Below are 22,203 nucleotides of genomic sequence, written 5' to 3' on the forward strand. Positions count from 1 at the left end.
TTGAATAATAAAGCACTGAAATATAACTTTGTTTCATTTCTTATTCTGACAATTTTGTTTTTTATCATTGCTACCCTAGCTGCACATTTAGCCAGCCCTACCCGCTACACTATAGATAAAACAGCCCCCATCTACAGTAATACAGCTTATCGAATAGATAGTAGTAAAGCGCTGACTCTCGAGCAGTTTTTAGCTGAACCAGACAAACTTAAACAGCGCCCTTTTAAAGATGTTGAGTGGGATTTAGCGGCGCAAGATTATTGGTTAAAGCTTGATTTAGAAAACCGTCAAGCAAAGCCTGTGGAGCTGGCGATTCACTTTGACAACCCTATGGTTGATTATCTTAGCGTTTATCATGTTGATGATAAGGGGCAGCTTATAGATACAACCGAATTGGGTGATAAAGTATCAGGCCTCAGTTTGTTTCAGTACAGTACACCGCACAGCATGCTCACCATGCAGGGCTATGAGCAAACATCACTCGTTATAAAAATTGATACGGTTGGGATTAGCAAAACGCCTATCAATATTTATGGTGAAAAAGAGTTTCAAGATCTACTACGTTCGCAATCAGGAATTTGGGGGATCTTCATTGGTGTACTGATCATGGCAGCCTTGTATAACTTGGTATTATTTTTAGGGATCCGTGACCGCGTCTACCTTATTTATATAGGCTACATCATCTCAGCACTGCTACTTATGGGCTCAGTGCTCGGCTTTGGTTTTTACTTATGGCCGTTATCGTGGCAAATCTTTTTTAATGAGCAAGTGGTCTTCAGTAACTACGCGATTGCATTTTTCACTGTCGCGTTTTGCACCATGTTCTTACGCTACCACAAAGACAATTGCCGCTTATACAAACTCAGTATCAGCTTTTTAGCCTTGCTGTTTAGCCTCAGTCTTATCAGCTTTTTTATGCTGGAATACCATTCTTCAAAAATCTTTTTTGCCATCATGGTGCCGTTATACATTCTATGTATTTGCATGATTTACAAAAAGTTGGTGAGCGGTTTTCGGTGGGCAAAATTTTATGTCATGTCGTGGGTGCCACTGATTGTAGGCGCTGCCATTCAGCCTTTAGAACTAACGGGCTTTATTCCTTATAGCTTTGCAGTTAGGCACATATTTTTAGTCGCCATTCTCTGTGAGATTGTGCTTATGGCAATGGCGTTGGCAGATCGCGTTCGTTATCAACGTGAAAAAGCGCTTTATCATGCAACCCATACCCAACAAACTGAGCTACTCAACCAAGCAATGCTCAAACAAGCCTATATGGCGATTACCTCGGAGCAAAGACTCGCTAATCTTTGTTTAGTGAAAATAGAGCAATTTAATGCCCTAATGAGCATTCTAAAGCCAAGCCAAAGCAGCCAAATAATTATTACTGTTGCCCAATCGCTAGAGCATCAAATTAATAAGAATAGGCAATTTATTAATTTAGAATCGGCGTTAGATAACAGCCCAAAAGTAGCTGACTTAGGCAATGGTGTACTGGCTTTTATTTCTACCAAAATTCAATCGCAAGCAGAGCTGCACCAAGAACTGAGCAACTTATGCAAACAGCTGCCTAAGCAATATAAAGTGGCAGGCTTAGACCTGCAGCTTTACTACCGTTATAGCATTACCGAACCGGTGAGTGATGATGGCTTTGATATTTGGCTACAACGTGGCTACTTAGGTCTGTCACAAAAACAACAAAACATCGACTTTAATACACCGCATATCGATATGGATGTAAGCCTTGCCGCTGAGTTACAACAAGCAATGCGAAGCAATACCTTAGCCATTTACTTACAGCCCATTATTAATTTACGCAATGGTGCTATCTGTGGCGCAGAGGCATTGTTACGCTGGCCTACAGCGGGTAAATACCTGGACATTGAGCAACTTATTTTATTGGCTGAACGTACTGGTTTAATTAACGAGTTGAGCTTATGGGTGATTGATCAGGCTTGCCTAGCTGCTGCCCAGCTTAATCGACAAGGCTATCGCGAGCATACCATTAGCGTTAATTTAAGTGCCAAGAATCTAGCGATCCCTAAGCTTGTCGAAAAAGTCGAAAACACCATTTTAAAGCATGGCATTACTGCGGATCAGTTAAAGTTTGAATTGACTGAATTTGCGCTTATCAAAAACCATGATGAAATGGTCAGCTTTATCAGCGAACTTAATAAACTCGGTAGCAAGGTGGTACTCGATGATTTTGGTACTGGTTACTCGTCGTTGAACTACTTAGTAAATTATTCATTTAGCACGATTAAAGTCGATAAGAGCTTTATTCTTGATTTAGTGAATAACACCACCAACCAGGTAGTGGTAAAAACGGCTATTGATATGGCTCATAACCTTGATATGAATATCACCATCGAAGGCATTGAAGACCAAGAAACAGAAAAAATGCTGATCAAGATGGGCGCAGATCAAGGGCAAGGCTATTATTACAGCAAAGCGGTACCGATTAATGAGTATCTAAGCTTTATTGCCTCACAATTTAAATAGGCCGTGTTACACTGCCCTTTTTAACATCTTTAGGGGCCATGTAAAGATGCAAGGTACGATCAGAAAATTAAAATCGACACTGACCTCTCCTGTCGAATATCAATTACCTATCGGTGATGAGCTAGTTTCATTAAATGACTATATTGGTAAGCCGCTCACGCTGACATTCACCGGCAATATTTTTTGCTGTAACTGTGGTAAGAAAACCAAGAAAAGCTACTCTCAAGGCCACTGTTTTGTCTGTATGCGCAAACTGGCTAGCTGTGACATGTGTATCATGAAACCTGAAACGTGCCACTTTGATAAAGGCACCTGTCGAGAGCCACAGTGGGGTGAAGAAAACTGCATGATCCCGCATTACGTGTATTTAGCCAACACCTCAGGCCTAAAAGTAGGAATTACCCGCCATACTCAAATTCCTACACGCTGGATTGACCAAGGTGCGACGCAAGCTTTACCTATCTTCAAAGTACAAACCCGTCTTCAATCGGGTTTAGTTGAGGTTGCCTTAGCCGAATTTATTGCTGATAAAACCAATTGGCGAAACATGCTAAAAGGTCAATCTGAAGCGATTGATTTAAAAGCTGCTGCTGCAGAGTTGATCCCACAAATTGATGCTAAGTTGAGTGAACTTGCAGAGCTATTTGGCGCAACAGCCATTGAAAAGCTCGATGAAGATGTAGTTGAGCTAGACTACCCAGTCAGTGAATACCCAAGCAAAATCAGCTCTTTCAATTTTGATAAAGCACCAGAAGTATCAGGTATTTTAAAAGGCATTAAAGGCCAGTACTTAATTTTTGATACTGGCGTCATTAATATTCGTAAGTTTACTTCTTACGAAATTAGCCTAGCTTAGGCACTTTTTTCGCTATTGAGGTAAAAGTCATACCATTGCTGCTTCGCTATTGGGCGGCAAAAGTAATAGCCTTGAATGGTATCGCAGTTAAGTGAACGTAAGTAATTTAACTGCTCTACCTTCTCTACCCCTTCCGCGACAACATGAATACTTAAACTTTTCGCCAGGCTAATAATCGCCGTGACAATTTCACTGTTACCGTATTCATCGGGCACTTTTGCGATAAAGCTGGCATCTATTTTTAACGTATCAATTGGCAGTTTGGTTAAGTAGCTTAAAGCCGAATAGCCCGTTCCAAAGTCATCTAACGTAATATGCACACCTAGCTTTTTAAGCGCGAGTAACTCTTGCTTAGCCTCACTAAAGTGGCTGATAAAGCAGCTTTCAGTAAGCTCTACTTCAAGCTTGTGTGGGTCTACATCGTAACGTTCAAGTAAGCGCTCAACATTCGATGCTAGTTGCCCCTGACGTAAGTGATTTGCCGAAATATTAATTGCTAAGCGCCCTGCCTCAATGCCTTGTTGCTGCCATTTTTCTAACTCTTTACAAGCTTGCTCGATGACCCATAAATCAAGTTTCACAATTAGGCCTAGTTCTTCAGCAAGGGGAATAAATTTAGCGGGTGATATCACCCCAAGGTTTGGCTCATGCCAACGCAAGAGAGCCTCTACCCCTAAAATTTTGCCTGAATTTAACTCCTGCTTAGGTTGGAAATAAAGCTCAAACTCATCGCTTTCTATGGCGTTTTGTAATCGGCTCATCATTGCCAATCGCTCTAAAGAACGTGCATTCATCGCAGGCTTGAATAATTGAAATGAATTACGCCCCACTTCTTTAGCACGGTACATAGCAATATCTGCATGCTTAAGCAGTGTAGCGCTATCTACGCCATCATCAGGGTAAACTGCAGCGCCAATAGAAGCTGTAATTGCAACCACATGCTCGTTAATAGCAAGCGGCATACTCACTTGCTGCAATACTTGTTCGGCAAAGTTGAGCAGTGTTTCAACCCGATTTACTTCGCATAATAAAACAAACTCATCGCCACCTAAGCGCGCAAGAGTATCCCCTTCAGGTAGAATTGATAAAATACGCTCTGCCACTTGCTGCAATAAGTTATCACCAGCGTCATGCCCTAAACTGTCGTTAACCTCTTTGAAGCGGTCTAAGTCGATAAACATCACCGCTAATAGATCATGGTTTCGTTTGGCAGAACTCAATGCAATAGAGAGTCTGTCATGAAATAAGCGTCGATTAGGCAGGCCGGTTAATTCGTCGTAATAGGCAAGCTGGGCAATTTTTTCTTCGGCACGTTTGCGCTCTGTAATGTCGCTAAAAATTGCCGCATAAAGCACTTCATCAAAGTTAGGGTCTTTAATCTGGATAATGGTGAGCCACTCTACAAACTCTTCACCATCTTTTTTGCAATTGCAGATCTCCCCTTGCCAGACCCCTTCGTATTCAATGGCATGCCACATTTTTTGATAAAACGAACGGCTATGTTTTGTAGAGCTTAAAATATTGGGGCGCTTACCAATTACTTCATGCTCAGCAAAGCCGGTCAGTTTAGTAAAAGCAGGGTTAACTTGAATAATAGTGCCGTCTTTACGGGTTAACATAATGCCATCGAGTGAGGCATCAATAATTTTATTTGCTAAAAATAGGTTACGTTGTGACTTTTGCAAAGCAATATCACGCTGCTCTATGGCCCGTTCAAGCTCGCAGCAATAAGCTGACTCAATCTCTGTGATCAAATCAGCAAATGATATCACCCCGCAAATTTCATCATCTCGAACCACTAAATGACGCACATTACGCTCTGTCATAGTGCGATACGCATCAAATAAACTGCTTTCACAATCAATTTCAATTAACGGGTAGCTAGCATATTGCCAACAAGGATTTAGCCACTCGGTTTGAATGATCAGCTCAACAATATCACGCTGAGTAATAATACCGTGCAGTTCAAGCTCTCGGTTATAAACCAGTACACTATCAAGGCGGCCTGCGCGCATCAGTTGCACAACCTCTTCTATCGGTGTTTGCGCATCAACTATCTCTAGGTCAGTGCGATACTGCTCATGAATAGGTCGAAATTGTAGGTAGTGGTCCAAACCTTGGTTATGCACAATATCCGAAAGGTTTAACATACCTGCAGGCTGATTCTCACTATCCATCACCAATAAATGACGAATGCCATGCTGTTGAAAACGTAGGGTTGCATCACTGACAGAGCATTGATTTGGTACTGTAATAACAGGCGCCGACATGACCTCGTGAATGGCAAGGTTCTTATAGAGCGGGCTGCTGATGTCAATTTTCAAACAATCAGCCTCAGTCCAAATCCCAACAACAGACTGCTCATGCTTGATAAAAATCGCCGTCACATTGTGAACATGCATCAACCTCACCGCATCGACCAAAGGCGTATGCGCAGGACACGATACCAGCTTTTGCGAAAAGACATCACTCACCTTTTGATGTCGTCTTGGTTGATTCATAAGTCGACTTTCCTAGTTCTTACATGAATTGGCAATTATAATCATTTCAACCTATGCAACTTTGACACAGGACAATAAATGCACTCATCATTTCCTAAGATTATTTTTTCAGACCATGAAATAGCATTAGTTGAAGACGAAGCCGATATAGAAAGCTTTTTATATGGCTTAAGTGAAGAGCAGCAACATGAAGCGATGCTACTTTTGGCAACAGGGCAGTATGTCAACTTGCAGGGAGAAAGCGTGAAAGCATTAACTGATATAGAGCTTGCTAATAGAGTGACTGAGCACCTAGCACAAGAGGGAGTATGCTGTTTAAGTAAGGTTACTCGGCTTACACCAACGCAAGCCTTTGCGATGCTGGCAGATTAAGGCGCATCCACCAGCGCTTTAATGTGCGCAACGGCACTACGACCTAGAGCTGATAAAGCATAGCCCCCTTCAAGATAAGAGATAATCCCTTTACAATCTTGCTGCTGACAAAACTCAGCTAATTGCGTGGTTAGCCATGCGTAATCGTCTTCAACAAATTTCAGGCTTGCCATGTCATCTTCAAGGTGAGCATCAAAGCCAGCACTAATAAACAACAGTTCAGGTTTAAATTCATTGAGTTTTGGCAGCCACTGCTCAAGGTAAACAGCTTTTAAGTCATTACCATCACTGGCAATTGGCAGCGGTGAGTTAACTAAAGTCGCGTTATTTTCAACCGCAGTATTTGGGTAAAAAGGGTGTTGAAACAAAGAGCAAAACAACACATTGTCATCATCTAAAAAGATATCTTGCGTGCCATTACCGTGGTGTACATCAAAGTCCAAAATAGCGATACGTTTAACACCTTTGCTTTGCGCGTATTTCACGGCAATGGCTAGGTTATTAAAAACGCAAAAACCTGCAGAAGTGCTACGGTTTGCATGATGCCCTGGCGGTCTAACCGAGCAAAATGCGGCATCCAGTTTATCAGCAAGGATTTCATCAACGGCGAGTAATCCAGCACCAACGGCTCGTTCAATTGCTTTCATTGAATCTGGGCACAGCCATGTATCGCCGTCTAATTCAGCAAGTCCTTCATTGGGAATTGTTTGCTCTACATGGCTTACCAAAGGTTCATCATGAGCACGTAAAAAGTCGTCGCGGCTGGCTTTAGGAGCTTGTAAGTGAGTAATTGCTATATCAACACCACTTGCTAGCAAGCGGTCGGTGATCACATCTAAACGCGCAGGGCATTCGGGGTGATCCTCAATCATTTTATGTTTACGACAAAATGGATGTGAGATAACTGCCGTTCTCATAATACGCTCCTTGAATTATTTTCCCCCAGTATAACAAAGCCACCTAATGGTGGCTTTGCGACTTTGGTTTACTTTTTAGCGCGTAAATCTAAATTCCTAAAGTCAAAACTAAAGTCTGTGACCGCCGTTGAGACAGCGCGCATTTTTGCACTACTCACTCGGTTATCTGGGCTCATTTGAAACTCAATGTAAGCATCTGCTTCAAGTAACTTTTCATCCCATTTCACAATAAACGTATTGCCCGTGTAATGCTCAAGCTGACCTTTCAAACGCTTTGTATGGGTAAAATCTATACGTAGCTGACCATTTAACTCCTCGATTACCACATCACCATACCAGTTATCGTGCAGCGTGCCTGTGTAGTTGATATTTGGTAGTTTCGCTTGATAATCAGCAGGTGTTTCTGGTTTTGCGTTTGCGTAAGCTTCTTTTTTACCTTCAAAGTGCTTTTTAGCAAGGTCTTCAACCCAGTCTTTATCTTCAAGATCTAATGCATCTTCTAATACTTCATAGGTCACCGCAGAGAGCGCGCTGAATGCTTGCTGGTTACTCAGAATAACAATACCGAGGTTTTTCTCTGGTAATAATGTCACTTGAGACACCATGCCTAAGATACCACCACCATGGCCTAGCTTTTTAATGCCGTGGAAATCTTCAATGCTCCAGCCTAAACCATAACCTCTAAATTGTTGGTGGTAAGCTTCATAAGCACTTTTTGATGCCATTGACGTAATGTGCGGGTGCCACATTTGTTGCTGCTGCTTTTCAGTAAATAACTGCTGGCCATTTGGCATTTTGCCATGTGCAAGCTGCGTGCGTAGCCATTGGCTCATATCGCTTACGCTTGATGCAATCGCACCAGCGCCACGGAAATCTTCAAGGTAGTTCACAAAAAATGGGTGTAGTTGGCCATCCATTGGAATATGACCCGTCGCCCAGTTTTTATTGCTACTAGGGATACGTGAAAAACCTGCGCGTGAGTTTTTCATATCAAGTGCCTGAAGAATATTTTTCTCGATGTAATCATTCCAGCTCATGCCAGACACACGGGCTACGACCTCACCTGCTGTCACAAACATTAAGTTGTTATAGGCGTATTTACTGCGAAAGCTACTCGCCGGTTTTAAGTATTTTAGCCCTGCGATAATTTCATCAATCGATTTGTCAGTATCTGGCCAAATCATTAAATCGCCTTGCCCTAAACCCAAACCGCTACGGTGGCTTAATAAATCGCGAATGGTCATTTCACGTGTTACATAAGGGTCATACAGACGAAACTCAGGAAGATGATCAATTACTTTGTCATCCCAGCTAAGCTTACCTTCATCAATTAATTTAGCTAACGCTGCTGCGGTAAATGCTTTGGTGTTTGACGCGATACCGAATAAGGTGTCTTTATTTACTTTTTTACCGGTATCAAGGTGAGATACACCAAAACCTTTTGCTAACACGACCTGGTCATTTTCAACAATCGCTACAGCCATACCCGGTACGTCAAAACGTGCCATTGACGTTTCGATTACTTTTTCAATTTTTTTAGTATCAATATCGGCATAACTGTAAAACGAACAGCTCGATAACAGCGCCGCTGCAACGGCTAATTTACGAAATATCATAATATCCCTTGGTGATTTTTATTGTTGTGAATAGCGAACTCTTTCGCTGCTCGGGTTTTATCTGGATCATCGCAACTTGGTCTTGCGAGTATTGCTTCACTGTAATGATTTGGTACACCTGCTTCAAGCGCTCCGCGATGAACATGCTGAAGATACCAGTCGAATGGCAGTAAAGACTCATCTAAGGTATTAGCAATATAACAATGGGCAGCAAGTTGCTCGCCATCAATGAGTTCAACGGTGATATCTACACAGTCATAACGCGGCCCTTCGATATCATCAAGAATCGACTTTTCAGCTTCGTTTAACTGATACACAACACCATATACCAAGGCATCTGCCTGATCTGTTTTGCGCACGCTGCACTTTGCAGAGCCGTCGGTACTTACCATATCAAACGTCAGCTCATAGCCCTTTAAAATAGCTGTGCCTACCCGCTTTGCTTCAGGCAGCCTTGCCAGCAATCTGCTCGATGACATATTTGAACCAAATGAAAAGTTATATAGCGTCATACTTACCTCACACAACAACGCGAATAGCTAAGGCAATTAAGATCACGCCAATGCCTCTATCAAACCAGTATCCGCTTTTTAAGAAAAATGCTCGCACTGATGCTTTTGATAACACCAATGATAAAAATGAAAACCACAGCCAAGTCGCCATTGCCATATACACGCCATAACCAGCCTGCACTACAACAGGTGTTTCAGGGCTTATTACAAGAGTAAACAACGACATAAAAAACAGTGTTGCTTTGGGATTAAGGGCATTGGTAAAAAAACCGCGTCGAAATGCTTTATACACCGATTCAGGCTCGGCAGGGGCAAGGGTTTGCTGTTTACTATCGCTAGGTTTTGCGCTTCGTAACGCTTGCACACCCAAGTATGCCAAATAAGCCCCTGCAAGGTATTTTAAAGCCATGAATAAGCTAGGTGACTGGGATAAAATTAATGCCACACCTAATACACAATAAGCAATATGCAGCAAAATAGCCGCACCAACCCCAGCACTGGTCCAAAGCGCATTTTTACGACCTTGTTGAATACTTTGCTTTAGTACAATTGCAAAGTCAGGACCTGGGCTTGCTACCGCAAAAAAGTGAGCTATGGCTATCAATAAAAACTCATCTAAATACTGCACTCAATATTACCCTACTGCTTGTTCATCTAATGCTAATAACAACGGATTTGCACTGTCATTTACCAATGCTTTAATTTGCTTTTGCGCTTTTTTATATTGGCTGCGTAAATGGGGTTTTAAAAACTTCTTCGACTGATTATCCCCTTTAAAATGCGTAACCAACGCATGCATAAATAGCGTTTGTGGCTCAGTCAGCGCTGCTTGGCGATTGGCATAAGGGTTATAACCGCAGCCGCAGCCACCTTTAAATTGATACACCGTATTACTCATCATCACCCCAAAACCTAAATAGCATGCCAACGCATCGCTTGCTTGCGGTAAGTACTCTTTACCGCCGGGAGGTAAGACACCCACATGGTGAATCAAAATGGTCGCTAAGGTACCAGCAAAACTTGCCACTAAATCTTGCGGTTGATTGATTTGGTTCGGGTTAAAGGAGATATTCACCGGATGATTTGCCGGCACAATTAAGCTCGCCTCGCTACCGCGTAAATTGTCTTGAAATTCAAAATGCGGAAACACCTGCGGTGTAAGCCCAGATGGCGCAACTAAGTTAATTGGCCACGCCTGCATCCCCGCATAATCAACAACTCGACTAAATACTTTTTCAGCCATTTCACTGACGCTAGACACCCTATCCGGAAAGAACTGCCCGTTAGGTAAAATGATTTGTGTGTGTTTTAAAAAATATTCACTATCAAAGTGTTCAACAGCCCATAAAAAGGTATCGATTAACCACTGCTGCTCTTGCTCATCAACAAGTGGGGCCGACTTAAATAACGCTAACATAAATTACTCTTGTGATTGTGCCCATTGCCATGCATCCGTATTGTAAAGAGGCACAGTTGATAAAGCATGATGATGGCTGCCGCTCGACTCTTTCGTTGAATAAGACAAATATAATAAAGTGCGTGTTGGCGCATCATAAATACGACGTACTTTTAACGATTTAAACAAAATACTTTTCGATGATTTAAATACCACTTCGCCTGATTTACTGCGGTCAATTTGTTGTAATTGGTCAGCGGTAATGGGGCCTGTTTGACGACAGGCAATAGACATATCAGATGGATCAGCAAAATCAAGGTTCGCTTCAATATGGCTAATGTGACAAGTAACACCGCTGATCAGCGGGTCTTGTTGTGATACCACTTTAATATCTTTGGTCGTAAATAATCCTAAACTCACCGAAGCAGCATCATCCGAGCAACCACTCAACAAAATCAGTGGCGCAGTAAGAGCAGCTAATTTTAGTAACTTCATCCTAGTGTTCCTTATTAAAAAGCGATAGTTGTCCGTTTACAACGATTTGCTTGCTATGTTTCAATACTATCTCAAAATATCTTCAACAACGAGCACCTAAACAATGAAAAAATCGCTTGGTTTACTGTGTTTAATGTTCTTAAGTAGTACAGCTCAAGCTGACTACTCTATTAGCGCTGGTTTCGGCAAAAACTTTACTAACTCGGTGCAAACCGAAGAAAACCTTAAAATTGAGCTTGAGGATGACAGCCATTTTACTGTCAGCCTAGATAGAACCATTGATAATGCTCGTTATGGGTTCTTTTATTCAGCAACCGAGCTTGATATGAAAGACCAAACTAACAAGCAAGTCGAGATGCAATACCTGCTATTTCAAAGTGCCGTAGAAGTGCCATTAGCTGACCGTATAGTTGGTTTTGTTGGTGCCCAAATTGGCGCAAACCACGTCAGCACTGACTTTGCCGACTCTGATACATATTTTACCTCTGGCCTTTATGCTGGCGCAGATTATTTATTTACTGAACAAGCACGGGTTTATGTTGAAACTCGCTGGCTGGCAACTATTGTAAATAATGCAAGTAACGTATCGTGCACATTGCCAACATCAGAAGACGACCAATGTCTATGGCACTTTGATGGTGATGTGTTAAACCAATTTCAGACAAACATCGGTTTTAGTTACCGCTTTTAAGGAAGACCCCATGCCGCACATTGTTATAGAACACTCAGAAGACTTGCCAATTCTGCCACAAGTGTTAGTTGAAAAAGTTCACCAAGCCGTTTTTGACTCAGGCTTATTTGAGCTTTCGACCATAAAGACTCGTGCAATTGCTTATCAGCATTACGAATTAGGTGAAGGCAAAGATGGCTTTATTCACATCGGCGCATCAATCATGGCAGGCAGAACTATAGAGCAAAAGCAAATGCTCAGTGAGCAATTACTAAGTTGCTTAAGAACATACTGCCGCCGCTCGTATAGCTTAAGCGTTAATATTTACGATATGGATGCTGACATCTACCGTAAGTGTTAACTACTTTGGTAAATAGGCTGCGGGTAAACGCTTGATTTCTATCTCAGGCGATAAGTACGCGGTGTAAACCAGCCAACGCTCATTGGGTATGTAGGTCAAGCCCGATGAGCGACTATAAGCTCGCTCCGGTAAAGCAATTAAATCATGATGCTGCTTGCTTGCTAAGTCATAGTAGCTAATACGGTAATCACCTAAGCGTTCTTTATAATAATAAATACGCCCCTTATGATACGCGTTCTTTGCCACCAGCAACCATGCATAACTGCGCGCCAACTTAACATCGTTCACCAGCATTTCTTCAACACCCGTATCATGATGTTTTATCCAAATAGCATGGCGCGAGTTGGTAAATAAAATATCGCCTGATTGTGTTTCAACGCCATACTGCGCAGGCACTTCAACAGCTTTACCTAGGCTTTTACCTGTTAAGTCATAACGATATAAGTAGTCACCATCAGAAACTAAAATATGCTGGCTATCAGCGCTAAACTTGGGTTTAATTGCATGACTAAATGGCAGTTTGATTTGCTGACTTTGCTCTACTTTGAAATCATAAATATATAAGCGGGTACTGCCATTGTCATACAATGAAAACAAAATATAGCGTCCATCGGCTGACCAGGTTGGATCACGAACTTCCCCCGTGTTATGTGCAAAGTCAGTAAGCTGCTTTCGCGAGCTACTATCGGGGTTAACAATCCAAAGCTGTGAACTGCCCGATTCATTCGACACATACAGCAGTTTATTTTGCTGCTGATTATATTCAGGGAATAGCGAGCTAAAATTGGTCGACAACATAGAAAACGGCGAGTTGGCCACTTGTTCGTCTATTTTCAGACGCGTGATCACCTTATCTAAATCCCACTGATGGTAATAAACACTGCCATCACTACTGTAATTAGGTGAACTCATGCCCGTAATTTGCGTGTTGATTAGGGTTTTATTCTTAAGGTCAAAGAAGTAGCCATAACGTTTACCGCCCTCAACTGCACTAAACGCCAACTGCTCTTTTGATGGATGCCAATCTACACCATGAATATCAACAAAATCATGAGTTAGCCGTTGGCTTTGTCCTGTTTTTACATCAATTAAAAACAGCGCTTTTTGGTTGTTTTTAACAGTACGCGTAACCACAACTCGCTGTGCATCTGGCGAAAACGACACTGACTCATACACAGTTTCGCAGTCATCATTACAAGGAATAACTGTTTCTTTTGTTTGTTTTGCCTGTAAATCGAGCAGTTTGATACGAGTGACATAGTCACCTGACTTACTTGTATGATCAGCAATGTAGGCCAAGGTTTTACCATCACTACTGATATCAAGATCAGGCGCATAGTTATTACTGCACTCACCTAGCACGACACTGGTGGCATTTACCAAAGAGAGTTTTACAATTTCACAAACATCATAGGCCATGCGGTAATAATATAATGTGTTTGCATCTGGGCTAAACACAGAGCGCCCTTCTGTAAAAGGTGAGTCCGTTAATTGCTTTGCTGGGTGCTCAGGAAAATGTAAATCACGTAAATATAGGTTATTTGGTTTACCAAGCTGTCGCCATGAATACACCAAATAGTGCTGTTCATCAGAAATTGAAGGATAAATCTCACGACCAGGGCTTGCCGTCACGCTTTCGATGCTATTAAGCGGCAACACAAAGCTTGAGTTAGTTTGCTTTGCAGGCGAAGAGAACAACCAATACATCACAACCAAGCTAATGACACACAAAGCCACAAACAGCTGGCGGGTTTGCGCAGCTGTGATACTAAAACCCACAGGGTTTTCTTTATCGGCTGTATCTATTGGCTCGGGCTTTAACAAAACGCGATAACCCGTTTTACGTAATGTCTCTATGTAAGTTTGTTCTGGATCGAGTTCTTTGAATGCTTTTCGTAGATGCCAAATAGCATTTGTTAAGGCTTTTTCACCGACATAAAAATTGCCTTCCCATACATGATTGATGAGCTCTTCACGGGTGATTGGTTCGGGGTAACGCGCCACTAAGCAAGCTAACAACTCAATAAACTTAGGCTGCAAAAGCTGTTCACTGCCATTGCAGATCAGTTTATTTTCGAGTGGGTTAACAATACATGAGCCCAGCTGATAAACGCGATTAGATGTTTCCATTTACTCTAAATAAAACCCCATTTTAGAAGTACAGCAGTATAAAGCCCTATCAATTTATCGTAAAAGCAGCCCTTTCACCAGCTTTAACGTTGCAAAACAGTTAACAATGAACATTTCTTAACCCACTGATTTTAAATAAATAGATATTCAATAGATATAAAATAGAGACATAAACGAGCCACCTAAGATTGTAGTTAGGTTCACATTTCTATAAAAATTTTTACGTCAATACCGACCAACCAGAGTGTTGTTCACTGTAAATTTTAACTGCCCTTAAAAAGAGCATCACTCTGGTTCTAAAAACTAAAAATAAAACAACTAGGAACGCCTGTGAGAAATCTACTAACCAAACCTTGTGCTATTGCACTTGCTGTTGCCAGTGGTTTTAGCCAACATGCATTTGCCAATGAGGCTGACATTGCCCGCCCTGCCAACACCACTCCAGCCGCTAATGAACAAACTGAAGAACCTGAAAAAATCGTTGTAACGGGTTCACGTATTAAACGCGATAGTTTTTCAATTCCAACACCGTTGGTCACAATGGACCGTGAAGCTATTGCCGATACAGGTTTAACCAACTTATCAGATATTCTGGTTGATAACATGCCAGCTCTTAGCGAGAGCATAGGTAACACCACCAGCCAATCAAGTGTATCAGCAACCGGTTTATCGACAGTGCAACTTCGAGATTTAGGCGCTAACCGTACCCTTACATTGATTGATGGTCGTCGTGTTGTTTCAAACAGTTACAGTGGCAACTATGTCAGTTTAAATACCATTCCTAGCGGTATGGTTGAGCGCGTTGAAATAATCAGTGGCGGTGCATCTGCAACCTATGGTGCCGATGCTGTAGCAGGTGTGGTGAATATTATCACCCAATCCAAAAAAGAAGGCTTTGATTTTAAAGCGAACACAGGTGAAACCACCGATGGCGGCGGTAAAGAATTTACCCTTGATTTAAACTACGGTACCTCGTTTGCTGAAGATCGCGGTTACGCCTATTTCAGTGCCAACTGGGACCGTGATTTCGGTATGACTTTTTACGATCGTAAACGCGCACAAATCGAAGATAGTTACGATTACGATCCAGATCGCATGTGTAATGTAATGCAAACAGCAGATGGCGATCAATGTATGCGTGACATCACACAAGCTGATTGGGTAAGCAAAAGTGACGGTATTCCTGGCGGTGTGTTCTTAGAAAACAGCCGTAACGACACACAATTTTGGTATGACGGCCAAACTCTACGTGATGACTGGAAAGGCAACGAAGAAATTTACGGTGTGAATTCTAGGCAATACGTGATGCTTGATGTACCAAGCGATAACGCATCTGCTGCAGTTAAAATTGATTACGACTTAACTGACGATGTGATGTTCTACGCGCAAGTTCAATACAGTGAAAGTGGCTCTTTTAACAATAAGTCGCCTGAAGATGAATACGAAGGTGCCTATGTACCGCGTTATGACCCTGCCACCGGCGAGCCTCTTGCAGATGTGGCACCGGGCTATATCCCAATCGACAACCCGTATGTTCCACAAGAAATCCTCGATGCCAACCCATATAAAGATCGTATTTATTGGGATCGCCGCTTCAGTGAAGTCGGTAATATCAGCACAGATAATACCCGTAAAACGATTCGTAGTTGGGCAGGTCTTCAAGGCACATTATTTAACGACGAGTGGGACTGGGATCTATCAGCAAGTTATGGTCGCTTTACCCAACACCAAATTCGTAGCAATGAATTAAATACTGTAAAACTTAATCAAGCTTTGCAAGCAGAAGAATTAGCGGATGGCACCATTCAATGTATTGATGAAGCAGCTCGTGCTGAAGGCTGTGTGCCAATTAACTTATTTGGTGAGGGATCTATCACCGAAGAGATGGCTGCTTGGATCCGTACCAACCCAATTATTGATACCGAAATAAAACAATACGGTGTGGTTGGCTACGTAGCGGGTGATTTATTTGAATTACCAGCTGGCTCAGTATCCGCAGTATTTGGTGGTGAATACCGTAAAGACAGCCAAGACCTATCAACCAGCGACGATATGAAAGCAGGTGGTATTACCTTCAACTATGTACCAAATTTTTATGGTGAAGTTGAGGTCTATGAAGCCTTTGCAGAGCTTGCGATCCCACTTTTAAAAGATGCTCCTTTAGCAAAAAATTTAAGCGCAGAAACTTCATTACGTTTGGCTAACTACAGCATGGAAAACGTCAACACCGTTGCCAGCTACAAGCTAGGTGTATTTTGGGAACCAATCGAAGGCTATGCATTTAGAGCAAACTACGCTCGCGCTCAACGTGCCCCCACAATCACAGAGCTTATGTCACCACCGCGTGGCGATTACGACAGCTATGATGATATTTGTGACGGTTTAACGGCAACATCAACTAAAGCAGGTCACGACAACTGCCGCAAAGAGCCGACGTTAGCTGCGCAACTTGCTGCTGATCCTAACTTTGAATTTAGCGATGAGAACAACAGTTACTCTCCAGGGGCAGGTAACGAAAATCTAAAAGAAGAAACCGCTGATACTTATACCTTTGGTGTGACAGTGGCTCCTGCCTTTTTAGAAAACTTTAATCTTGCCGTTGATTACTACGATATTGCGATTGTTGATGCGATTTCGCAGATCAGCAATGAAAACATCATGCGTGAATGTTACGACTCAGAAGCAGCATGGGGTGAAGACAACGTATTTTGTAATGATATTACCCGTAATAGCGAAGGTAACATTATCAAAATTCTTCAGCGTCAATATAACCTCGATGAGCTAACTGCACGTGGTTATGATGTGGTTGCACAGTACAAATTAGACTTAGATAACCTAGGTCAGTTGTCATTTAAACTAGATTACAACCATGTAATCGAAAACTCGCAAACTTATGAAGGACTTGATGGCAGCTTAGTAACCAGTCACTACGCAGGTTACGGCAGCAGCAAAGATAAAGCCTCAATGTCACTGACATGGCGTAACGATAACTTGCGTATTCGCTGGCGTACAAATTACTTAGGCTCGTTTAAAGCAAGCCAGAGTCTTGAAGAAGATTATCAAGAGTATATTGCCGAAAATGATGCCCGCTGTGAGGCTGGTGAAGATACTTGTATCAGTAATCCAGAAAAACTTGCCTACCAAGATTATGGCTCGTTCTTAAAACACAGCCTTTCAGCGTCTTACACCATGTCACTTGGTGAACAGAGCCAATTGCGCGTATTCGGTGGTGTGAATAACGTGTTTGATAATAAAGGTGACTTTTATCCATATGGCCGTGGTAACTACTACAGCGCATACGGCGGTGGTGCTGGTCGCTACGTGTATGTAGGTGCTCAATATAGCTTTTAACCGTTTCATATGAAGATCCCCAGCTAGGCTGACATCAAAGGCGCATTTTTATTGCGCCTTTTATCTTTTCCAGCTTTGCATCTCAACTAATCGAGACTCGGTACGCGCATATTCAAATGCCAGTTTTTGGCCTTGATATAAATCGCTAATACCCACATCGGCCGAAATCACCAGTAATCGGCTGCGATCATAAAACTCATCAACCAAAGCAATAAAGCGCCGTGCTTCATCATCTAAAAAGTGTTCTTGTAAATCCTGCTTTTCTCGCTGATAACTATCTTCAATGCCATGCACAATTTGTTTACCTGTTGCTCCGCGCCCCATTACTGGCACATTGAGTAAATAAACGCGCTGAAAACGCTCTGCCAAATAAATATAATCCGCGGTGCTTCTAGGTCCTGAGCAAAGCGTCATAAAATCAAACATAATGGCGTCTTGAGCTTGCATTACACAGCTAAGCTCGCGGTGGCAAACCTCTATCGTTGTTTGCCTTTGTATTACTTGCTCTTGCTTTAAAAAGCGCTCTGTTAGCGCCTTTTTGTTACCAATAAAATAATGTGCGGTTTGTTTGCCAAAGCGAAAGCGATGATCTGTGTCGCCTTCAACACTTAAAACATGGCAATGCTCATTTAATAAATCGATAGTGGGTAAAAACCGTGCTCGCTGTAAACCGTTGCGGTATAACTGCTCAGGTTGGCAGTTTGAGGTCGCGACTAACACTACTTGCTGCTCAAACAAGGCTTTAAATAAGCCACCTAAGATCATAGCATCACCTATATCAGACACAAAAAACTCATCAAAACAAATCAAGCGAATGTGCTCTGCCCACTCTTTAGCAATCACCGTCAGAGGATTTTTCTGCCCTTGCAGCTGAGTTAAGCGCTCATGCACTTGCTTCATAAAATGATGAAAGTGCAAACGCTGCTTAGCTTCAGTGTTAACAAGCTTGAAAAACACATCCATTAACATGGATTTACCACGCCCTACTGGGCCATATAAATAAACTCCTTTTATTGGCTTAGCGCTTTGCCACCAATGGCTTGGTGCAGCTAATTCTGTGGCTAAATTATCAAGAGCATTAATCGCTGTGCGCTGGGCACGGTCTTCTTGCAAATCACCTTTGGCTATTTGCGCTTGGTAATGCTGTAATATTTGTCCTTGCTGTACTGTCATAGGTAAATAGTATCCGCTATACTCGCCGCCATTGTAGCCGACTAAAAATGTGATCCCAATGAAATTTCCATGCCGTTTAGATAAATTTATTAGCCATATTGCCGAGTTACCTCGCAGCAAAACCAAAGCAGGTATCAAACGTAAATACGCCACTGTTAATGGCGAGGTGATCACCTCATTTGATTATTCAATCAACCAAGATGACGATGTGCGCTGGCAAGGCGAGCCACTGGTATTTTTAGGCAAGCGCTACTTCATGCTCCATAAGCCAGCAGGCTATGTATGTGCCAATAAAGATGACCTTCACCCGACTGTATTTGATTTACTTGATGAACCAAATATGAGCGACTTTCATGTTGCAGGCCGTTTAGATATCGATACCACAGGGTTAGTAATCATCACCAATGATGGCGACTGGTCACACAAAATTACTGCACCAAAGCATAACAAATTCAAAACATATTTAGTTGAAACTCAAGAACCTATCGATGAAGAAGCCATTACAGCGTTAGAGCAAGGGGTGCAATTACACAACGAAAAAGAGCTAACTCGCCCTGCGATTGTTGAAAAACTTGCAAGCTACAGCTTACGCCTTTCAATTTGCGAAGGTAAATACCATCAAGTTAAGCGAATGCTTGCTGCTGTAGGTAATAAAGTTGTTGAATTACATCGTGAAAAAATAGCTGACATCACCCTCGACGAAAGCCTTGCAAGCGGTGAATATCGTGCCCTCACAGAAGCCGAACTGAAGCTCTAAATAGGTACTTGAGCAAAAGTCATGATAACGCTGTCATTTTTCCTTAATAAAACCAGACAAACGTGGTAAAAGTTAACAGGGGAAATAATAAAGGAGGCTGACTGTGTTATCAGGATTAGCTTTAAAAACAAAAATTACCTTATTTGCTATCGCTATGTTTATTGCGTTATCTGCGATAGCGTTACTTGGCTTACAATCTTTACGCCATGCCAGCGAAAGCGACAATATCGCGCGTATCAATCAGCTCATGAAGAGCACCACCAATATTGTTGAGCAATTTGAGTTGATGGTTAAAAGCAATCAACTCGAAGAAGCACAAGCAAAGCAGCTTGCTATTCAGGTACTTCGAGAAAATAAATACCATGACTCAGAATATGTCTACGTCGTCGACAACAACTTAGATTTTGTTGCTACTCCGCACGACCCAGAACTACACGGTACCAGCTTTAACGATTTTAAAGATGCCAGCGGCAACAGTATCGGCCGTATGGTCGAAAATCTAGTGGGTAACACTACCAATGAAATCATCACCTATCACTGGGATTCAGTGCGAGATGGTGAAACCGTTGATTTAACCTCTGTAGTACAAAAAACACCGCTGTTTGGCTGGTATGTTGGTACAGGCATTAGCGCCAAAGAAGTTGATGAACGTTATTGGAATACTGCAAAGTGGCTGCTCGGCTTATCTATGCTTATTGCCATTGCGCTGAGCTTTGCCATTGCCCGCTTTGGTTCATCGCTCACTAATGCCTTGGGCGGCGAAATTGACGAAGTAATCGGTATTGTAAAAAACGTCTCTCGTGGCAACTTAAACTCACATATTCGCCAAGATGCCCCACCTGAGAGTATTATTGCTGCCATGCATTACATGCAGCAAGGTTTACGTGGCGTTGTTGGTGGCATTAAAGGCGTTACAGATAGCTTAAAAAATCAAAGTGTTGATAACGAATCTCGCTCTGTTGAGCTCGACAAACTGACTCGAAGCCTAAACGAAGAAACTCAAATGGTTGCTTCAGCTATTACCGAGTTAACAGCCTCAGCGCAAACCGTTGTAGAACATGCTGAACAAGCAGCTTACTCAGTGCAAGAAGCCGAGCAACAAGGTCAAAGCGCCAGCCACTTAACCAGCGAGGCTGCTGATACCATCGCGCTTTTAGAGCAGCAAATTGACAGCGCTGGCAATAACATTCAAGTGCTTGATGATGAAGTAAATAATATCGCTAATGTGCTCAGTGTTATTCAAGGTATTGCCGAACAAACGAACTTACTTGCGCTTAATGCTGCTATAGAAGCTGCCCGTGCAGGTGAACAAGGACGTGGCTTTGCGGTGGTTGCTGATGAAGTACGAGGGCTTGCCCAGCGCACACAAACCAGCACTGAAGAAATCCGCAATATGATTGGCAAACTACAAGCTGCAACCCAAGATGCCAAGTCATCTGTTTCGCTTAGTATTAGTACCAGTGAACAAACCGTTGAAAAGTCGACTAAAGCCAATGAAGAACTAAAACGCGTTGCCAGTTCACTCAGCGCAATCGCGCAAATGAGCCATCAGATAGCTATTGCTGCAAAAGAGCAGCTTGATGCCGGTGAAGACACCGCCAAACGTATCGTGACTATCTCAGACACCGCTTCACAAACGGCTGATGTATCAAATCAGGCCCATACAGCAACCGATTTGATCAAAGGTCTTACTAGCAATTTAGAAACTGAAACCGCTAAATTCAGTTAATTTAAATCAACTAAAAACGAAAAAGCCCAGCAACTGCTGGGCTTTCTCGTTTTAAATTCGTATTAAGACTTTATTTGTACCAAATCAAAATCGGCCATCCCCGGCACCATTTGTTGTAAGCGCGATTCAGTGACATCTAACGAGTTTAAACACTCACAATATTCAGACGCTTTCATCTCTAATTGCTCTGCTTTCTTTTGCAGTGATTTATCAATTTCTTTTGAGATGATATCCATACGCTGCCCCATATCATTGATACGGTCTTCGATATTACCTTCGCGGGATTTAAAAGCATCGCCTAACGAGACTAAAATAGCGCCAAGTGATCCGTGCACTGCAGAGTGAATTTTCTGACTGATTTCTTTGGTAAAAAAGTCATCGATTTTCGACAGCGACTGTGGAGCAATAAAGAAAAAGTCATCACCACGCTTAAATTTATCCATCAGTGCACGCTCAACATATTGCAGCTGAGTTTTTAACACTTCTGGCTCTTTGTCTGACATGCCCTCAACAACTTGCTCGATAGCACTTAAGCCAAGGTTTACACCATCGGTCGCCAAGTCAACAAGCTCAGGGACGGTTTGCCTAATGCCTCGACTGAATTGCTCCACAACTTTGCTTTCATCAGGGCTTAAATCAACCCAATAACCTCGTATAAATAATTGGTTATCGTTGTTGATCTGTACGCGAGTTTGACCTTTATCAACGATACGAATGACATCATCGGTGATGATTAAGCCATGGCTTAGCTCTACATCGCATTGTTTTTTTTCTAGGGTTGCGTAGCTTGAAAAGCTAGAGAATGTAATGGCCGCTGCTAACAACGAGCGAGAAAAGAACGCCATATACACCTCAAAAAGACAAAAAA

At 42.3% G+C, this 22,203-nt stretch carries 18 protein-coding genes; 8 read left to right on the top strand and 10 right to left on the bottom strand.

Annotated elements, in window-relative coordinates; genetic code table 11:
* Together AN213_RS00065 and AN213_RS00070 are read left to right on the top strand one after the other, a co-directional pair.
* The gene (locus AN213_RS00065) at positions 1 to 2,499 is read left to right on the top strand and encodes an EAL domain-containing protein (RefSeq protein ID WP_054560987.1); all 2,499 of its coding nucleotides are present in this window, start codon (positions 1 to 3) and stop codon (positions 2,497 to 2,499) included.
* Between the two features lie 46 nt (positions 2,500 to 2,545).
* A complete protein-coding gene (locus AN213_RS00070) occupies positions 2,546 to 3,355 on the top strand; it encodes a DUF2797 domain-containing protein (RefSeq protein WP_054560988.1) in 810 nt (269 codons plus the stop codon).
* Here AN213_RS00070 and AN213_RS00075 read toward each other — a convergent pair.
* Positions 3,352 to 5,856: an EAL domain-containing protein gene (locus AN213_RS00075; RefSeq protein WP_055196725.1), complete on the bottom strand. Its 2,505-nt coding sequence runs from the start codon at positions 5,854 to 5,856 to the stop codon at positions 3,352 to 3,354. The two genes, AN213_RS00070 and AN213_RS00075, sit on opposite strands and share 4 nt — an antisense overlap.
* A 78-nt stretch (positions 5,857 to 5,934) precedes the next feature.
* Here AN213_RS00075 and AN213_RS00080 point away from each other — a divergent pair, with 78 nt between their 5' ends.
* Positions 5,935 to 6,228, top strand: a complete 294-nt coding sequence (locus AN213_RS00080; protein ID WP_054560990.1) for a hypothetical protein — start codon at positions 5,935 to 5,937, stop codon at positions 6,226 to 6,228.
* On the opposite strand, the gene AN213_RS00085 is transcribed toward AN213_RS00080, so the two are convergent.
* From AN213_RS00085 to AN213_RS00110, 6 genes are all read right to left on the bottom strand, one after another.
* Entirely contained in the window at positions 6,225 to 7,145 is a 921-nt protein-coding gene (locus AN213_RS00085) for a histone deacetylase family protein (RefSeq protein ID WP_055196727.1), read from the bottom strand. The genes AN213_RS00080 and AN213_RS00085 overlap by 4 nt on opposite strands.
* Before the next feature lie 68 nt (positions 7,146 to 7,213).
* Complete coding sequence (locus AN213_RS00090; protein ID WP_055196729.1) at positions 7,214 to 8,761, bottom strand: serine hydrolase; 1,548 nt, start codon at positions 8,759 to 8,761, stop codon at positions 7,214 to 7,216.
* Positions 8,758 to 9,273: a gamma-glutamylcyclotransferase family protein gene (locus AN213_RS00095; protein ID WP_054560993.1), complete on the bottom strand. Its 516-nt coding sequence runs from the start codon at positions 9,271 to 9,273 to the stop codon at positions 8,758 to 8,760. Before AN213_RS00095 ends, AN213_RS00090 begins: the two co-directional genes overlap by 4 nt.
* A 7-nt stretch (positions 9,274 to 9,280) precedes the next feature.
* The gene (locus tag AN213_RS00100; RefSeq protein ID WP_054560994.1) at positions 9,281 to 9,901 is read right to left on the bottom strand and encodes a LysE family translocator; all 621 of its coding nucleotides are present in this window, start codon (positions 9,899 to 9,901) and stop codon (positions 9,281 to 9,283) included.
* Positions 9,902 to 9,907: 6 nt separating this feature from the next.
* Positions 9,908 to 10,690, bottom strand: coding sequence for a hypothetical protein (locus AN213_RS00105; RefSeq protein WP_054560995.1), 783 nt, complete (start codon positions 10,688 to 10,690; stop codon positions 9,908 to 9,910).
* Between the two features lie 3 nt (positions 10,691 to 10,693).
* Positions 10,694 to 11,164: a CreA family protein gene (locus AN213_RS00110; RefSeq protein WP_055196731.1), complete on the bottom strand. Its 471-nt coding sequence runs from the start codon at positions 11,162 to 11,164 to the stop codon at positions 10,694 to 10,696.
* A gap of 103 nt (positions 11,165 to 11,267) precedes the next feature.
* On the opposite strand from AN213_RS00110, the gene AN213_RS00115 reads away from it, so the two are divergent.
* Positions 11,268 to 11,855, top strand: a complete 588-nt coding sequence (locus AN213_RS00115) for an outer membrane beta-barrel protein (protein WP_054560997.1) — start codon at positions 11,268 to 11,270, stop codon at positions 11,853 to 11,855.
* 10 nt (positions 11,856 to 11,865) lie between these two features.
* The gene (locus AN213_RS00120; RefSeq protein ID WP_054560998.1) at positions 11,866 to 12,195 is read left to right on the top strand and encodes a 5-carboxymethyl-2-hydroxymuconate Delta-isomerase; all 330 of its coding nucleotides are present in this window, start codon (positions 11,866 to 11,868) and stop codon (positions 12,193 to 12,195) included.
* Here the strand turns inward: AN213_RS00120 and AN213_RS00125 are convergent, their stop codons facing one another.
* Positions 12,196 to 14,325, bottom strand: a complete 2,130-nt coding sequence (locus tag AN213_RS00125) for a winged helix-turn-helix domain-containing protein (protein WP_055196733.1) — start codon at positions 14,323 to 14,325, stop codon at positions 12,196 to 12,198. It lies immediately after the preceding gene.
* 330 nt (positions 14,326 to 14,655) lie between these two features.
* Between AN213_RS00125 and AN213_RS00130 the strand changes: the two genes are divergently transcribed.
* Complete coding sequence (locus AN213_RS00130) at positions 14,656 to 17,676, top strand: TonB-dependent receptor domain-containing protein (protein ID WP_095209676.1); 3,021 nt, start codon at positions 14,656 to 14,658, stop codon at positions 17,674 to 17,676.
* 60 nt (positions 17,677 to 17,736) lie between these two features.
* Here the strand turns inward: AN213_RS00130 and zapE are convergent, their stop codons facing one another.
* On the bottom strand, positions 17,737 to 18,849 hold the full coding sequence (gene zapE / locus AN213_RS00135) for a cell division protein ZapE (protein WP_055196736.1): 1,113 nt from the start codon (positions 18,847 to 18,849) through the stop codon (positions 17,737 to 17,739).
* A gap of 58 nt (positions 18,850 to 18,907) precedes the next feature.
* On the opposite strand from zapE, the gene rsuA reads away from it, so the two are divergent.
* Both rsuA and AN213_RS00145 read left to right on the top strand, forming a co-directional pair.
* Complete coding sequence (gene rsuA, locus AN213_RS00140) at positions 18,908 to 19,606, top strand: 16S rRNA pseudouridine(516) synthase RsuA (RefSeq protein WP_054561002.1); 699 nt, start codon at positions 18,908 to 18,910, stop codon at positions 19,604 to 19,606.
* A gap of 154 nt (positions 19,607 to 19,760) precedes the next feature.
* Positions 19,761 to 21,335, top strand: coding sequence for a methyl-accepting chemotaxis protein (locus AN213_RS00145; protein WP_055197429.1), 1,575 nt, complete (start codon positions 19,761 to 19,763; stop codon positions 21,333 to 21,335).
* Positions 21,336 to 21,397: 62 nt separating this feature from the next.
* On the opposite strand, the gene AN213_RS00150 is transcribed toward AN213_RS00145, so the two are convergent.
* Positions 21,398 to 22,180, bottom strand: coding sequence for a YggN family protein (locus AN213_RS00150; RefSeq protein WP_054551020.1), 783 nt, complete (start codon positions 22,178 to 22,180; stop codon positions 21,398 to 21,400).
* Between the last annotated feature and the right edge of the window lie 23 nt (positions 22,181 to 22,203).

The sequence above is a fragment of the Pseudoalteromonas sp. P1-8 genome (assembly GCF_001399985.1).
Classification (GTDB): Bacteria; Pseudomonadota; Gammaproteobacteria; order Enterobacterales; family Alteromonadaceae; genus Pseudoalteromonas.

Excerpts from the sequence above, each read along its gene's own strand:
- AN213_RS00070 (WP_054560988.1), top strand. The coding sequence starts at position 2,546 with ATGCAAGGTACGATCAGAAAATTAAAATCGACACTGACCTCTCCTGTC.
- AN213_RS00075 (WP_055196725.1), bottom strand. The coding sequence starts at position 5,856 with ATGAATCAACCAAGACGACATCAAAAGGTGAGTGATGTCTTTTCGCAA.
- AN213_RS00080 (WP_054560990.1), top strand. The coding sequence starts at position 5,935 with ATGCACTCATCATTTCCTAAGATTATTTTTTCAGACCATGAAATAGCA.
- AN213_RS00085 (WP_055196727.1), bottom strand. The coding sequence starts at position 7,145 with ATGAGAACGGCAGTTATCTCACATCCATTTTGTCGTAAACATAAAATG.
- AN213_RS00090 (WP_055196729.1), bottom strand. The coding sequence starts at position 8,761 with ATGATATTTCGTAAATTAGCCGTTGCAGCGGCGCTGTTATCGAGCTGT.
- AN213_RS00095 (WP_054560993.1), bottom strand. The coding sequence starts at position 9,273 with ATGACGCTATATAACTTTTCATTTGGTTCAAATATGTCATCGAGCAGA.
- AN213_RS00105 (WP_054560995.1), bottom strand. The coding sequence starts at position 10,690 with ATGTTAGCGTTATTTAAGTCGGCCCCACTTGTTGATGAGCAAGAGCAG.
- AN213_RS00110 (WP_055196731.1), bottom strand. The coding sequence starts at position 11,164 with ATGAAGTTACTAAAATTAGCTGCTCTTACTGCGCCACTGATTTTGTTG.
- AN213_RS00115 (WP_054560997.1), top strand. The coding sequence starts at position 11,268 with ATGAAAAAATCGCTTGGTTTACTGTGTTTAATGTTCTTAAGTAGTACA.
- AN213_RS00120 (WP_054560998.1), top strand. The coding sequence starts at position 11,866 with ATGCCGCACATTGTTATAGAACACTCAGAAGACTTGCCAATTCTGCCA.
- AN213_RS00125 (WP_055196733.1), bottom strand. The coding sequence starts at position 14,325 with ATGGAAACATCTAATCGCGTTTATCAGCTGGGCTCATGTATTGTTAAC.
- zapE (WP_055196736.1), bottom strand. The coding sequence starts at position 18,849 with ATGACAGTACAGCAAGGACAAATATTACAGCATTACCAAGCGCAAATA.
- rsuA (WP_054561002.1), top strand. The coding sequence starts at position 18,908 with ATGAAATTTCCATGCCGTTTAGATAAATTTATTAGCCATATTGCCGAG.
- AN213_RS00145 (WP_055197429.1), top strand. The coding sequence starts at position 19,761 with ATGTTTATTGCGTTATCTGCGATAGCGTTACTTGGCTTACAATCTTTA.
- AN213_RS00150 (WP_054551020.1), bottom strand. The coding sequence starts at position 22,180 with ATGGCGTTCTTTTCTCGCTCGTTGTTAGCAGCGGCCATTACATTCTCT.